The organism is Arthrobacter sp. Y3221159, assembly GCF_059089885.1.
In genome coordinates, this window is the sequence record NZ_JBNHFC010000014.1 from 1 (window position 1) to 15,085 (window position 15,085).

The 15,085-nt window shown below is 65.7% G+C and carries 10 protein-coding genes; 3 read left to right on the forward strand and 7 right to left on the reverse strand.

The window, feature by feature from the left end:
- The 4 genes from zwf to tkt all read right to left on the reverse strand — a co-directional run.
- The coding region (gene zwf / locus AC5RT3_RS14675) for a glucose-6-phosphate dehydrogenase (protein WP_494124537.1) at window positions 1–1,003 on the reverse strand (1,003 nt) is incomplete at its 3' end.
- Between the two features lie 15 nt (window positions 1,004–1,018).
- On the reverse strand, window positions 1,019–2,650 hold the full coding sequence (locus AC5RT3_RS14680) for a phosphoglucose isomerase-related protein (RefSeq protein ID WP_494124538.1): 1,632 nt from the start codon (window positions 2,648–2,650) through the stop codon (window positions 1,019–1,021).
- Between the two features lie 6 nt (window positions 2,651–2,656).
- Window positions 2,657–3,772 (reverse strand): transaldolase, encoded by a 1,116-nt coding sequence (gene tal / locus AC5RT3_RS14685; protein WP_494052274.1) that lies wholly within the window; start codon window positions 3,770–3,772, stop codon window positions 2,657–2,659.
- Window positions 3,773–3,801: 29 nt separating this feature from the next.
- Window positions 3,802–5,919: a transketolase gene (tkt, locus tag AC5RT3_RS14690; protein ID WP_494124583.1), complete on the reverse strand. Its 2,118-nt coding sequence runs from the start codon at window positions 5,917–5,919 to the stop codon at window positions 3,802–3,804.
- Window positions 5,920–6,363: 444 nt separating this feature from the next.
- Here tkt and AC5RT3_RS14695 point away from each other — a divergent pair, with 444 nt between their 5' ends.
- The 3 genes from AC5RT3_RS14695 (at window position 6,364) to AC5RT3_RS14705 (ending at window position 12,190) form a co-directional block, all read left to right on the forward strand.
- A complete protein-coding gene (locus AC5RT3_RS14695) occupies window positions 6,364–7,323 on the forward strand; it encodes a heme o synthase (protein ID WP_494009083.1) in 960 nt (319 codons plus the stop codon).
- A 424-nt stretch (window positions 7,324–7,747) separates the two neighbouring features.
- The gene (locus AC5RT3_RS14700) at window positions 7,748–8,095 is read left to right on the forward strand and encodes a cupin domain-containing protein (protein WP_494052276.1); all 348 of its coding nucleotides are present in this window, start codon (window positions 7,748–7,750) and stop codon (window positions 8,093–8,095) included.
- 1,782 nt (window positions 8,096–9,877) lie between these two features.
- Window positions 9,878–12,190 (forward strand): SulP family inorganic anion transporter, encoded by a 2,313-nt coding sequence (locus AC5RT3_RS14705; protein WP_494124539.1) that lies wholly within the window; start codon window positions 9,878–9,880, stop codon window positions 12,188–12,190.
- Window positions 12,191–12,279: 89 nt separating this feature from the next.
- On the opposite strand, the gene AC5RT3_RS14710 is transcribed toward AC5RT3_RS14705, so the two are convergent.
- From AC5RT3_RS14710 to AC5RT3_RS14720, 3 genes are read right to left on the reverse strand one after another with little or no spacing between them, the layout of a single operon-like run.
- Window positions 12,280–13,224 (reverse strand): COX15/CtaA family protein, encoded by a 945-nt coding sequence (locus tag AC5RT3_RS14710; protein WP_494124540.1) that lies wholly within the window; start codon window positions 13,222–13,224, stop codon window positions 12,280–12,282.
- Between the two features lie 7 nt (window positions 13,225–13,231).
- Window positions 13,232–14,020 (reverse strand): ABC transporter permease, encoded by a 789-nt coding sequence (locus tag AC5RT3_RS14715; RefSeq protein ID WP_494052279.1) that lies wholly within the window; start codon window positions 14,018–14,020, stop codon window positions 13,232–13,234.
- Complete coding sequence (locus tag AC5RT3_RS14720; RefSeq protein ID WP_494052280.1) at window positions 14,017–14,985, reverse strand: ABC transporter ATP-binding protein; 969 nt, start codon at window positions 14,983–14,985, stop codon at window positions 14,017–14,019. Before AC5RT3_RS14720 ends, AC5RT3_RS14715 begins: the two co-directional genes overlap by 4 nt.
- Window positions 14,986–15,085: the final 100 nt, after the last annotated feature.

The window sequence follows — 15,085 nt, forward strand, 5'->3', positions numbered from 1 at the left end:
CCTCCAGGTAGCCCTGGACCTGCTCACCGCCCTGCCAGCCGCCGGTGAACTGCCCCCGCGCCGAGTGCGTGGACAGGTCCTCGGGGAGCTTGACCGCTGCGAGGACTTTTTCCTTCTCCGCCCGCAAATCATCGGCGTTGAAGGAGATGGGCTCCTCCATCGCCGTGAGGGCCAGCAGCTGCAGCAGGTGGTTCTGGATAACGTCGCGGGCAGCGCCCACGCCGTCGTAATACCCCGCCCGGCCGCCGGTGCCGATGTCCTCTGCCATCGTGATCTGGACGTGGTCCACATAGTTCGCGTTCCACAACGGCTCAAACAGCTGGTTCGCGAACCGCAGCGCCAGGATGTTCTGCACCGTTTCCTTACCCAGGTAGTGGTCGATCCGGAACACCGCATCCGGCGGGAACACGGACTCCACGATGTCGTTGAGCTTCCGGGCGGACTCAAGGTCATGCCCGAACGGCTTCTCGATCACCACCCGGCGCCACTTGTCCCCGTCGGCCTGCGCGAGCCCGTGCTTGGACAACTGCCGGCAGACCTGCTCAAACGCCTTCGGCGGGATCGACAGGTAGAACGCGTGGTTCCCGCGGGTGCCGCGGACCTCATCGAGTTCCTTGACCGTGTCACCGAGCCGCTGGAACGCTCCGTCGTCGTCGAACTCGCCCTGCACGAACCGTATGCCCTCGGCGAGCTGGTTCCACACCGCCTCATCAAACGGCGTCCGCGCATACGACTGCACCGAGGACTTCACCTGAGCGGCGAAATCCTCATCACTCCACTCCCGGCGCCCGAAGCCCACCAGCGCGAAACTCGGCGGCAGCAACCCGCGGTTGGCGAGGTCATACACCGCCGGCATCAACTTCTTCCGCGCCAAATCGCCAGTGACCCCAAACAGCACCAACGACGACGGACCCGCAATCCGGTTCAAACGGCGGTCCCGCGGATCCCGGAGCGGATTCCGCCCCCGGCCCGCGGCCTTCCTGCCGCATTCAGTTTCTGGCATAGTGCTTGTGCGCCTTTAGCTTTCGGTTGCGGATGCGCGGGCGGAGAGCGCTGCGATGATGTCTTGCAGCTGCGCCACGCCGGCGGCACGGTTGGTCAGGTGCAGGCGGAGGACGGGGCGGCCGTGTCCTTCCAGGACCTGGGCATCGCCCGCAGCCTGCGCGGAAATCAGCTCACCGAACGTGAAGGGCCGGTCCGGGATGGCCAGGTCTTCCGCCGCGGATGCCGTCACCTGGAGGAACACACCGATGGCGGGACCGCCCTTGTGGAACTGGCCGGTGGAGTGCAGGAAGCGCGGTCCCCAGCCGAAGGTCACGGGCCGCCCGGTGGCGGCCGCGAGCTCGTCGCGGATGCCTTCCAGTTCCGCGAAGGCCAGGCGGTCGAAGTAAGCCTGGACGCTGAGGTAGCTGTCCGGGGACAGCGTGCCCAGCAGGGCCTTCACGGCACCTTGGACGGTGGCTGCGTCACCGAGCCAGTCGCCGCCGCGGACCTCGATGGCGCCGTCGACAAACGCCGCAGCCGTGGGTTCGGGCTGTGCGTCCAGCAGGCCGCGGGCAGCGACCTTGGCTGCCTCCACGTCCGGCTGGTCGAACGGGTTGATGCCCAGCAGGCGGCCGGCGACGGCCGTTGCGAACTCCCACACCATCATCTGCGGTGCCAGGCCGCCGGCGATGGCTACCTGGTTTTCGCCGAGTTCGACGTCGGCGTCCGCGTTCACAAGGCGCACCACCAGCACGTCCGGGGCGCCGTAGCTGACCTCGGGGGAGGCGGGGCCTGCAACAACCGGCAGGACACCCGTGCCCAGCTTGCCCGTCGATTCCGCGATGAGCTGCTCGGCCCAGTCGGCAAAACCGACAATGCCGGATCCGTCCTCGGCAATCACGATCTTGTTGCGCAGCGGCGTGGTGCCGCCCAGCGCAGCACCGAGGGCCAGGCCGATGTTCTCCGGTGCGTCCTCATTGAGGATTTCCGCAGCTTCTTCGGCTTCATCCAGGAAGGCCTGGATGTCCACGCCGGCCAGGCCCGACGGCACCAGGCCGAAGGCGGTCAGCGCCGAGAAACGGCCGCCCACGTTGGGGTCGGCGTTGAACACCGCACGGTAGCCGGCCTCACGGGAAGCCTTGTCCAGCGGGGAACCCGGATCGGTGACAATGATTATCCGGCTTGCGGCGTCGATGCCGGCGTCGTTGAACGCCTTCTCGAACACGCGGCGCTGGGAATCCGTTTCCACGGTGGAGCCCGACTTGGACGAGACCACAATCGCGGTCTCGGCCAGCCGGTCCGCCAGGGCAGCACGGACCTGGTCCGGGTCCGTGCTGTCCAGCACTGTCAGCTCGACGCCGGCGGTACCGGTAATGACCTCGGGTGCCAGCGAGGATCCGCCCATGCCGCAAAGCACGATGCGGGTCACACCCTCGGCCCGAAGGGCGTCACGGAGTTCCAGGATGTCCTGCACCAGGGGCTGGGAGACGGTGGCTGCTTCCACCCAGCCAAGCCGGATTGCCGACTCGGACTCGGCGTCCGTACCCCACAGGGTGTGGTCCTTGGCGAAGATCCGGGTGGCAATCCGATCCGCCACCAGGGTGGGAATGTGCTGCTCGAGTGCCTGCTGTGCTGCGCCGGTGGCGTCGTAGCTGAGAGTGCTCATCTGGGACTAGGAAGCCTTCCGTGCGGAGGCGAGGGCACCTTCGACGTCGGCCAGGAGTTCCTTCCAGCTGGCCACGAACTTGTCCAGGCCTTCGGATTCCAGGATCGCGACGACGTCGTTGTAGGAGACGCCGAGGTTCTCCAGGGCGTCGAGGGTGGCATTGGCCTCGGCGTAGGTGCCGCTGATGGTGTTCCCGGTGACCACGCCGTGGTCGAAGGTGGCATCCAGGGTCTTCTCGGGCATGGTGTTCACCACGCCCGGGGCGACGAGTTCGGTGACGTAGAGGGTGTCCGGGTAGGCCGGGTCCTTCACGCCGGTGGAGGCCCAGAGCGGCCGCTGCGGGCGGGCGCCGGACTGGGCCAGCAGGTTCCAGCGTTCGGTGGCGAAGAGCTCTTCGTAGACCTGGTAGGCCAGGCGGGCGTTGGCGACGCCGGCCTTGCCCTTGAGGGCGAGGGCTTCATCGGTGCCGATGGCGGTCAGGCGCTTGTCGATCTCTGTGTCCACGCGGGAGACGAAGAAGGAGGCCACGGAGTGGATCTTGGAGAGGTCGTGGCCGTTTTCCTTGGCCTGTTCCAGGCCTGACTGGAAGGCGTTGATGACGGCGCGGTAGCGCTCCAGGGAGAAGATCAGGGTCACGTTGACGCTGATCCCCTCGGCCAGGGTGGCGGTGATCGCCTCAAGGCCTTCCAGGGTGGCGGGGATCTTGATCAGGACGTTGTCCTTGTTGACCTTCTTGAACAGGTGCTTGGCCTCGGCGATGGTGCCGGCGGTGTCCCAGGCCAGGCGGGGGTCCACCTCGATGGAGACGCGGCCGTCCACGCCGTTGGTGGCTGCTGCCACCGGGGCGAAGAGGTCGCAGGCGTCGGCGACGTCGGTGGTGGTGATTTCGAAGATGGTGTCTTCGATGCTGGCACCGGCGGCGGCCTGCTTGGCGATGGTCGCGTCGTAGTCGGTGCCGGCGGTGATGGCGGCGTGGAAGATGGAGGGGTTGGTGGTCACGCCAACCACGTTCTTCTCTTCGATGAGCTTGGCAAGGGTGCCCGTTTCCAGGCGTCCGCGGGACAGGTCGTCAAGCCAGATGGAAACTCCGGCGTCGGAGAGCTGCTGGGTGGGAGTAGTCATGATGGTTTATCTCCTCAAGTGTTCTGGGTTTAGGCCTGGAGGCCGGCGAGGGAGTCCTTGGCGGCGGCGGCGACTGCCTCCGCGGTGATGCCGAACTCCTGGAAGAGGCGCTTGTAGTCGGCGGAAGCGCCGTAGTGCTCGAGGCTGATGGAACGGCCGGCGTCGCCGACGAATTCCTTCCAGCCCAGGGCAAGTCCTGCTTCGACGGACACGCGGGCCTTGACGGCGGCAGGCAGGACGGATTCGCGGTAGGCGGCGTCCTGCTTGTTGAACCATTCAACGCACGGCATGGACACGACGCGGGCGGCAATGCCTTCGGCCTGCAGGGTTTCGCGGGCCTTGACGGCGAGCTGGACCTCGGAGCCGGTGGCGATCAGGATGACGTCGGCCGGGACGGTGGCACCGTCCTTGGACGCTTCGGCCAGGACGTAACCGCCCTTGGCAACACCGGCGGTGGAGCCGAAGGTGTCACCGGAGGCAACGCCCTCGCCGCGTTCCCAGGTGGGGATGTTCTGGCGGGTCAGGACTATGCCGGCCGGGTTGTCGTGGTTTTCCAGCATGGTCTTCCAGGCAACTGCCACTTCGTTGGCGTCACCGGGGCGGACGACGTCCAGGCCCACGATGGCGCGCAGGGTGGCGAGCTGTTCCACCGGCTGGTGGGTGGGTCCGTCCTCGCCCAGGCCGATGGAGTCGTGGGTCCAGACGTACAGGGACGGGACTCCCATCAGCGCACCGAGGCGGATCGCCGGGCGCTGGTAGTCGCTGAAGATCAGGAAGGTGCCGGAGAACGCACGGGTGCGGCCGTGCAGGCTGATGCCGTTCACGATCGACGCGGCGGCGTGTTCGCGGATGCCGAAGTGCAGGACCCGGCCGTAGGGGTTGCCGGACCATGCATCGGTCTGCTTGGACGCCGGGACGAACGAGGGCGAACCTTCGATGGTGGTGTTGTTGGACTCGGCGAGGTCGGCGGAGCCGCCCCAGAGTTCGGGAAGGACCGGGCCGAGGGCGTTCAGAACCTTGCCGGACGCGGCGCGGGTGGAAACGTCCTTGCCGGCCGGGAAGACCGGCAGGGCCTCATCCACACCGGCCGGAAGTTCCTTGGCCTCGATCCGCTGCAGCAGCGCGGCGGCTTCGGCGTTGGCGGCCTGCCAGGCGTTGAAGGACTCCTCCCATTCCTTGCGGGCTGCGGCGCCGCGGTCCACCACGGAGCGGGCGTGGGCCAGGACTTCCTCGTCAACCTCGAAGGACTTGGCGGGATCGAAGCCCAGCACCGTCTTCAGCGCAGCGACTTCCTCGGCACCCAGGGCCGAACCGTGGATTTTGCCGGTGTTCTGCTTCTTCGGGGCGGGGTAGCCGATGATGGTGCGCAACGACACGATGGACGGCTTGGAGGTCTCGGCCTTCGCAGCAAGCAGCGCGGAGTAGAGCTCCTGGACGTCTTCCTTGTACTCGCCGGTCTTGGTCCAGTCAACGCGCTGGACGTGCCAGCCGTAGGCCTCGTACCGCTTCAGGACGTCCTCGGTGAAGGCGATGTCGGTGTCGTCCTCGATGGAGATGTGGTTCTCGTCGTAGATGACAACGAGGTTGCCCAGTTCCTGGTGGCCGGCCAGCGAGGAAGCCTCGGCCGTGACGCCTTCCTGCAGGTCGCCGTCGGACGCGATAACCCAGATGGTGTGGTCGAACGGGCTGGTGCCCGGGGCGGCGTCGGCGTCGAACAGGCCGCGCTGGCGGCGCTGCGAGTAGGCAAAGCCCACCGAGGAGGCCAGGCCCTGGCCAAGCGGGCCGGTAGTGATTTCCACACCGGCGGTGTGCTTGTACTCCGGGTGGCCGGGGGTCAGCGACCCCCAGGTCCGCAGCGCCTGCAGATCCTTCAGCTCCAGGCCGTAGCCGGAGAGGAACAGCTGGATGTAGATCGTCAGCGACGTGTGGCCGGGGGAGAGGATGAAGCGGTCACGGCCGATCCAGTCCGGATCCCGCGGATCGTGGCGCATCAGCTTCTGGAACAGCAGGTAAGCGGCCGGAGCCAGGCTCATCGCAGTGCCGGGGTGGCCATTGCCAACCTTCTCCACGGCATCGGCGGCCAGCACGCGGACGGTGTCCACGGCGCGCTGGTCCAGGTCGGTCCAAGACAGTTCTTGCTCTTCCAAATGTGGCACGAAAACCGGGCCCCTCTCTGTGCTGATGGCAGGCGGCACACCGGGTCCGAGTAAAGGCACGCTGTGTGGCGCCCGCTGCGGTGTGTACCAGCCGTTCACCATCGAAACGTTGATCTCTCACTCAGCCACTTGCAATCTGGGAATGCGTTTTCCACCGCTTCCCTGCTGCGTGCTGATCTGGTGACAGCTTAGCTCCATTCCAAAGTCCGGGCAGCGCAAATCTCAGGATTTGGACGCAATTTCCCCTTATATGAATCAGCCTGAAGTGAGCCTGAGTTAATCTGCTCGAATTGGCACCCGAGCGATCAAGTGTGCATATCAGCGGGCAGGTGGGAGGGTGGCGGCACGGTATGATATTCGGAGGCCAATGCCGGGCAGCGGACCTTTCCAGCCGTCCGTAGCTGCACCGCCAGACACAACTGCCACACAGAACGGGTGACTGCCACCGTGAGCACAACAGATACGCCGCTGAACGCATCCCGGTCGTCAGGTGCCGGGTTTGCCCGTAAGGCCAAGGCGTATCTCGCCCTCACCAAACCCCGCGTTATCGAACTGCTGCTGGTCAGCACGCTGCCCACCATGATCTACGCGGAGCGCGGCTTCCCCTCCATCGGACTGATTCTGGCCACTCTGGTGGGCGGTGCCTTCGCGGCAGGCAGTGCCGGTGCCTTCAACTGCTACATCGACCGCGACATCGACAAACTGATGCACCGCACCGAAAACCGTCCGCTCGTGACCGGCGAGGTCACCCCGCGCGAGGCACTCGTGTTCTCGTGGGTCCTGGGGGCAGCGGCCATCGCCATCCTATGGTTCGGGGCCAACCCGTTGTCCGCCTGGCTGGGCCTGGGCGCCATCTTCTTCTACGTGGTGATCTACACGATCATCCTCAAGCGCCGCACCGCACAGAACATTGTCTGGGGCGGCGCCGCAGGCTGCTTTCCCGTGCTGATTGCCTGGGCGGCCGTAACCAATACCGTGGAATGGCCCGCCATCATCCTCTTCATGGTGATCTTCCTCTGGACGCCGCCGCACTACTGGCCGCTGTCCATGCGGTACGGCGAGGACTACCGCAACGCAAAGGTGCCCATGCTGGGAGCCATCGCTGGCGCCAAGGTGGTCTCTGTCCAGGTGGTCCTCTACGCCTGGGCCATGGTGGCCTGCTCGCTCCTCCTGGTTCCGGCCGGCGGTGCGGGATGGGTCTACACGGCAACCGCGGTCCTCGCCGGTGCATGGTTCCTGTACGAATCACATTCCCTGTACAACCAGGCCCAGCGTGAAGAGATCTCCGGCAAGCGTGCCATGAAGGTCTTCCACGGTTCCATCAGCTATCTGACCCTGCTGTTCATTGCGCTGGCTGTTGACCCGTTCATCGGTCCGGCCGTTATGGGAGGCTAAGTCCGGCGCCTGTCGGCACGGACCCGCTTTCCCCCGTCGCAGCGGGACTAAACCTGCGTCTGGTCTGCATCTTCGGCGCGAAGCGCATTGTGGAACTGATTGGCATCTCCTGGCGGAAACCGTCGATGTCACCTTCCAAAGCGAACGCAGCCAACTTCTCGTGCTCAACGGCGATTTTATGGAGGTCGCTGCAAGTTCAATGGTCGACCGAGAAATAGAGACGCAGTCTGCTCTCCAGACCGTTCCATAGGGTGCAGGGCTGCGTTCCCCGAGAATTGCTTCCCCAGTTCACGATCTCGTCACTTGTCGATGACGCACTCCTGCGGGTACCTCCGTGAGTTTTGATTAATCTTCATGTGTAGACATTGGCTTCGCGATCCATTACGATTGTCAACAATTGACAACGCGACAAAAGGAGAACTTTATGCGTCCGTACGTGTACGTGCCTGCGGCCAAAATCGTCGGGGAGCTCGAGCCCAATGGTCACCGTCCTGGCTACGACTCGGGCGACCCGAAGACGTCGATCCTGAAGTTCGACACCGCCATCAAGACGGGTGTCTGGGAGTGCCAGCCCGGAGGCTGGGATGTGACTCCTCGGGAAGACACCGAGGTGTGCTACATCGTGAGCGGCCGCGCAACCGTTACCGACGGCGCCACCGGCACCAGCTACGAGATCTCCGGTGGTGACGTGATCGTGCAGCCCAAGGATTGGTCGGGCCGCTGGGTGGTGACCGAAACCATTCGCAAGGTTTACTGCCACGGCTTCGACTGAGCGCCGACCCGCCTGACACGATCCTGACGTGCGGGCCGCTCCCTCATCGAGGGTGCGGCCCGTTCGCGTTTTCGGCGCGGTTCCCCGGGGACGGCTTCCCGCCGCGAGCCGGGGCCGGGAGCTAGCCCGCGGTGCTTCCTTTGCTTAGTGCAAGAAGTTTCAGGTCGCGCGAAACAGCTTCTATCGCGGCGGCCCGGCTAGCAGTTTTTCTCTTAGCTGCACGTTTTCAGCTCGGTCGTGCGTGATGGATGGATGACCCGTGAAGAGAGATACCTGCAGGCGTCCCGGGCAGGTAATGGGAGAGGGGATCATGGAACACCATCTCAGGCCCTCGAGGGGTTGGGGCTCCGGCAGGGGATGGTTTTGGAGCCGTTGAACTCGGATCCGTGGGCGCAATGGATGTGGCTTCAGTCATCGCAACGCACCCAGTTGAAAATGAGTAGCGAGAACGATCGAGCCCAGGGCAAGGATCCCGGCAATGACCTGCAACAGCGGCAGGCAGGATTTTTCGTTGCTGCCTGTGCTTGTGGGGCGCCGTTGAACCTGCAGGACAGCACTGGAGCTGGTCACTATGCCGGCTGCGGTGACTACTATCAGGATGAGCACTACGCCCACGCCCCCCAGTATCCGGAAAGGCGCTCGTCTCCTCCACTGGCGGGGTTAAGAAGCCCCTTTGCACCTTTGGTGGGTCCCGGCTTTAAAGCGGTGGTGGCGCCGGCGGGCTCTGCATGCAGATGAACGACGACTTTGTCGCATCTCTCTTGACCTTTCTCGCAGATCGTAGATTGTCAACAATCGTACACCGGCGGCGTCTCCGTCACTACATATGCGGGAGACCGGCGCCCTGGCGCCGGTCTCAGTGGTCGCTCCTGCCAGTTGTCAGCTGTCCCCGCCGGGTCAGGCTGACGAGTTCCGGGAGCGTGTGTTAGTCAGTCGGGCGTGGAGCCACGTTGTAGAAGCGGATTGTTTCGAATTCTTCGAACCTTCGGCGCTTCCGCGTCCAAGGCCTGACTGCGTGATGCCGCCGACGAGCGCAGGAGCGTTGGACGGGACGCCTTGGTTGATGCCCACGATTAGCCGGCCGGTCGGGGCGAAGAAGTGGCCTGCCGAGTCGCAGCCGGTTGATGCGGTTGGCTCCAATGCAGGACTGTCCGCCATTGCGCAGCTTCGCGGCGAACGTTCCATCCACCGCAGGCTGAAGGTTATACAGTTTCCGCCAAGACCGGGCGCGGCGCTCCGGCTTTCAGTCGCGGCAGTCGGGCCAGAGCTGCTCGCCGTCTTGAATGCAGTTACCGGAGTTCCATGCCTGTGGAGCAACGTTTGGAGTCCATCTTCCGGTGGGGTAACCGGGCCCGCCCGGCGCTTTGACGTCCGTGCCCGTGCATGCTGGCCTGCCGAGGGCCTGGCGCTCTGCTATGCGTTTCATGTCAGGCCGCTGGGCGGTCAGTGGTGCTGCCGCGGACGACGGATATTACTTCCAGCGCTGCTGTTTGCTTCATAGCTCTTCCTGCCCCACGAATATCGCTTGTTGCCTAAGGCGCCGGCGGAGCGGTTGGTCCCGTCGGGTGTGCTGCTGGAATCAGCATGCCCCCGCCGCATCAAGACTTCCCCTGGTTCTTGATAGTGCAAGTGCAATTCTTGGGCAGAATCAGGCAAGCATCATGCGCCGGCGCTGGACGGACACGGCATGACAGCAATTGTCATATCGATCACGTTTTATGTCACTGTTCATGACTGTCTGCCTACTCTGGAATGGATCCGGCCCGCGAGCAAAGGAAATCCATGGCACAGGAATCCGACCCCACCACCGTTCCCAGTTCCAGTCCCCCGGCAGCCAACCAATCCGGAAGCACGAACAGATCCCGGACCCCGCACTTCCTCAAACACCTCCGCTCGGACTTTCCTGCGTCGCTGGTGGTGTTCCTTGTGGCCCTGCCGTTGAGCCTAGGCATTGCCGCGGCTTCCGGCGCCCCGATCATGGCCGGCCTTATCGCAGCCGCCGTGGGCGGCATCGTGGCCGGCAGCCTGGGCGGCTCGCCCCTCCAGGTGAGCGGGCCCGCTGCCGGACTGACCGTCATCGTGGCCGGACTGGTCCAGGAATTCGGCTGGCAGGTAACCTGCGCCATCACGGCCGCGGCAGGCGTCGTCCAGCTCCTGCTGGGTATCAGCCGCGTCGGCAGGGCAGCACTGGCGGTCTCGCCGGTGGTGGTGAAGGCGATGCTCGCCGGCATCGGCATCACGATCATCCTGCAGCAGATCCACGTCCTGCTCGGCTCCCGGGCGGCTGGTTCAGCCTTGGAGAACCTGACTGCCCTTCCGTCGGCCATCACCAACCTCGAACTCCATGCCGCGCTGCTGGGCCTCGCCGTCGTGGCCATCCTGCTTGTCTGGAAGCACCTGCCGCCGGCAGTGCGGCGGATTCCGGGGCCGCTGGCCGCCGTCGCCGCCGGAACGGCCCTGTCCGTTGCGTTTGCGCCCGCCGTTGAGCGCATCTCCTTCTCCGGTTCGATTTTCGACGCCGTTGCGCTGCCCCAGTTGCCGGACGGCAACTGGCGGGCCGCTGCATTCGCCGTCCTCTCCATGGCCCTGATCGCCAGCATCGAATCGCTGCTGTCCGCCGTCGCCGTCGACAAAATGCAGGCAGGACCACGCACCAACCTGAACCGGGAACTGATGGGCCAGGGAGCAGCCAACATCGTCTCCGGCTCCCTGGGCGGACTTCCCGTCACGGGCGTCATCGTGCGCAGCGCCACCAACGTGGAAGCCGGTGCCGCCACGCGGACCTCGGCGGTCCTGCACGGTGTCTGGGTCCTGACCTTCTCGGCCCTCTTCGCCGGCCTCATCCAGCTCATACCGATGGCTGTCCTCGCCGGACTGCTCGTGGTGATCGGTGCCCGGCTGATCAAGGTGGCGGATATCCGCACCAGCCTCCGCACCGGAGACTTCCTGATCTACTCCGTCACGCTGCTCTGCGTCGTCTTCCTCAACCTGCTGGAGGGCGTCCTCATCGGGCTGGCGCTGGCCGCGGCCAGCGTGCTGTGGCGCGTGCTGCGCGCGTCCGTCCAGGCGCACCAGCCCGTGCCGCCGTCGGTCCTGTGGCGGATCACCATCAACGGGTCCTGCAGCTTCTTCTCCCTGCCGCGGCTGAACCGGGTGCTGCATTCGGTTCCGGAGCGCAAGGACGTTGTGGTGGAACTGAACGCCGACTACCTGGATCATGCGTTCCGGGAGGCGGTGCTCGCCTGGCGCCGCCAGTACGAAGCCGCCGGGGGTACCGTCCATGTTGAGGAGCACGGCAACAGCCTGTTCCGCGATGCTGCGGACCGCGCCCCCCAGCGGAAGGAAGCCAGCGAACTCCCGCTGCCGCCCAGGAGCTCGTGGCAGGCGGGCGGGCCGGCGCAGGAGGCCGGACGGGACCCGCGGCGTTCGCTCCTGATGGGGATCAACAAATACCACCGCCGCTTTGCAGACAAGGTCCGGCCCATGGTGCAGAACCTGGCGGAAGGCCAGAACCCGGACGCGCTGTTCATCGCTTGCGTGGATTCCCGCGTGAACCCCAACCTGATCACCAGCAGCGGCCCGGGCGACCTGCTGACGCTGCGGAACATCGGGAACGTGGTGTGCCACGACGGGCAGGATGCCTCCATCGATTCCGCCCTGTCCTTTGCCGTCAGAGGCCTGGGCGTGAAATCAATCGTGGTTTGCGGGCATTCGAACTGCGGGGCCATGAAGGCCGTCATCGCGGACGCCGGCGGCAGCACTGCCACATCCCTCGGTGCAGGGTTTGACGCCTGGCTGGAACATGCGCGGCCAAGCTACGAGGAGCTGCAGGCGGGCCACCCGGTGGCGTTGGCTGCAGCCGAGGCCGGTTACGGCGAAGCGGACCAGCTGGGGATGGTCAACGTGGCGGTGCAGCTTGCGAAGCTGGAAACCCACCCGGTGATCGGTCCCGCGCTGGCAAGGGGTGCCGTGCAGGCAACGGGCCTGTTCTACGACATCGCGACGGCGCGCGTGCTGCTGGTCAACGCATCCGGGCTTGAGTTCCTGGATGCGGCCCCTGCTGCGGAATTGGCGAACGCCGGGCCGGTGCGTTGACCCGGGGTTAAAGTAGCGGCCCATGACGCGAAGCGCCCCGGTTCCTTGGAACCGGGGCGCTTCGCACTTTGCTGACTTGTCGTGGAGTCCTACTCCACCGGGCTGGAGCGGGCGATGTCCCAGGCGTTCGTGGCCGCGGACATGAGCAGCGCGGCCCCGAGCATGTGGGCGGCCACGAGCAGCACCGGAATGCCGTTGTAGTACTGGGTGAAGCCGATGACTGCCTGCAGGACCGTCACGCCCAGGAGCCCCAGCACGGCAGTCCGGAACGGGCCGGTGATGCCGCGCATGAACACCAGCGCCAGGGCCACGACCGTACCGGCGGTAATGAGGTACGCCGGAACCGCATGGATGTGGGAAAACAGGTCCCAGTCAAGGCCGTTCCGCGGCGCGTCCGCGTCGCCGGCGTGCGGACCGGCTCCCGTCACTACCACGCCGAGCATCACGGCAAGGGCGGAAAAAAGCGCGACGGCGGACGTTACCGGGCGCATGATTCCCGGCAGGGCGCGGTGCCGGTAGGCCATGAACCTGCCGGTCCTGCCAAAGGCCCGGTTCACCAGCAGGGTGGCAAACACCACCAGGGCCATCGACACCAGGAAGTGCAGGCCCACCACCCAGGGGTTGAGGTTGGTCAGGACGGTGATCCCGCCGATCACTGCCTGGGCGGGGATGCTGGCGAGCAGGCCGAGGGCGAGGAGGAAGAGGTCCCTGCGTTCCTTGCGAAGGTTCCACAGATAGACCAGCATGAGGGCGGCGACGGCGGCCAGCGCAAAAGTGAGGAGCCGGTTGCCGAACTCGATGAAGCCGTGGATGCCCATCTCAGGGGTGTTGACCAGCGATGTTTCCGTGCAGCGCGGCCAGGTGGGGCAGCCAAGGCCGGAAGAGGTCAGCCGGACCGCCCCGCCTGTGACCACGAGAAGTGTCTGGCCGATCAGGGAGGCGACGGCGAGGCGGCGCACCCGGGCGTCCACGGTGCGGGGCAGCCTTGATACCAGGCGCCCGGCCAGTTGGGGTAGGCGTGAAGCCGTGCTCACGATTATCTCAATTCCACTTGAACCAACGGATGGCTGCTGCCCCGGCGACCAGGGTCCAGAGCAACAGTATGAGGGCGGCGCCGGCGTTCAGGCCGCCGCCAAGGAATGCCTCGCGCAGGGATTCGCCCAAAGCGCCGGACGGCAGGAAACCGACCAGAGACTGGGCCGTTGCCGGGAGCTTTTCGGCGGGCAGAACAATGCCGCCCAGGGCACCCAGGAGGATCCACAGCAGGTTGGTGATCGCGAGGGTGGCCTCCGGCCGGACGGTTCCCGCCACCAGCAGGCCCAGCGCAGTGAAGGCGGCCGCGCCCAGTGCCAGCAGCGCCAGCCCGGGAAGCCAGCCCGCCGCCGGCGGCTGCCAGCCCAGCGCCAGCGCCACGCCAGTGACCACTGCAACCTGCAGGCACAGTACCGCCAGGACCGAGAGCGCCTTGCCGGCAATGAGTCCGCCGCGGCCCAGGGGAGTGGTGGACAGAAGGCGGAGCACGCCGTAGCGGCGGTCGAAACCGGTGGCGATGCCCTGCCCGGTGAAGGCCGTGGACATGGCGCACAGGGCCAGGATGCCTGGAACGGCCACATCGATCCGGCTCGCGCCCATTCCGTCCAGGAATGGCGTCACGGTCAGGCCGACCAGGGCAAGCAGCGGCAGCACAACGGCAAGGATCAGCTGTTCCCCGTTCCGCAGCATCGCCAGCGACTCGTACTTGCCCTGCAGCAGCACGCGCCGCAGCAGGGTGGCAGGCTCCTGCTGGCCGGCAGGTCCGGTCAGGACTGCGTCGGCGGGGTTCCGGGTCATCGGATATCCTTTCCCGAAATATCCAGAAAGACGTCTTCAAGGCTACGCGCCTGCAGGCTCATCGAACCCGGCATGATGTCATGCGCTTCCCACCATGCGGCAAGGGCGGCGAGATGGTGGGGTGTCAATGCACCCGTGACGCAGTAGCTGCCGGCCCGGTCCTCGGTCACATCAATGCCGGCCGGGAGGACCTTGGAAAGGTCAAGCCCAGGGGGTGCTTCAAAAAACAGTGTCCGGACGTGTTCGGCACCTGCCTCTACCTCCGGGGCGCGCTGTAGCAGTTCCTGCACTGTTCCCTCGGCAACGTTCCGGCCGCCGTCAATGATGTAGACGTAGTCCGCAAGGCGCTGGGCGTCATCCATGAGGTGCGTGGTGAGGATGATTCCCATCCCGGCGTCGCGGAGCTCCGCAATGAGGTCGAACACCAGCTGCCTGGACTGGGGGTCCAGGCCCGCGCTGGGCTCGTCGAGGAAGAGGACTTCCGGCCTGCCGATCAGGGCAGCCGCAAGGGCCAGGCGCTGCTTTTGCCCGCCGGAAAGCCTGCGGACCGTCGTCCGGCTAAAGGTATCAATCCCCAGGCGCTGAACCAGCTCATCCACCGGCCAGGGCCGGGCATACAGTCCGGCAACGTGGCGCAGCAGCGGAATAGGGCGTGCCGACGGCGGGAGCCCGCCATCCTGGAGCATGACACCAACGCGGGACCGCAATCCGGCCCCTGCCGTAGCGGGATCCTGCCCGAGCAGCGAGATGCTGCCGCCGGTGCGTTTCTGCAGGCCCTGGGCGCATTCAAGGGTGGTGGTTTTCCCTGCCCCGTTGGCCCCGAGCAGTGCGGTGACCTGTCCCCGTTCGGCGGTCAGTGAAACGCCGCTGACCACCCGGAGCATCTTTCCGTCCAGGCTGGGCAGCGGACCAACATCCTTTATGAGCCCGCTGATGGACAGAACAGGGGATTGGGGGGAACGCACCCCAGTATTCTACGGGAAGTAGTATTAGCTGCCGTCCTGCCGGAGCCCGGGCTGAGGTCAGCCTGTCCTTACTGGAGCGGGGGACTAAATTACGCCATGA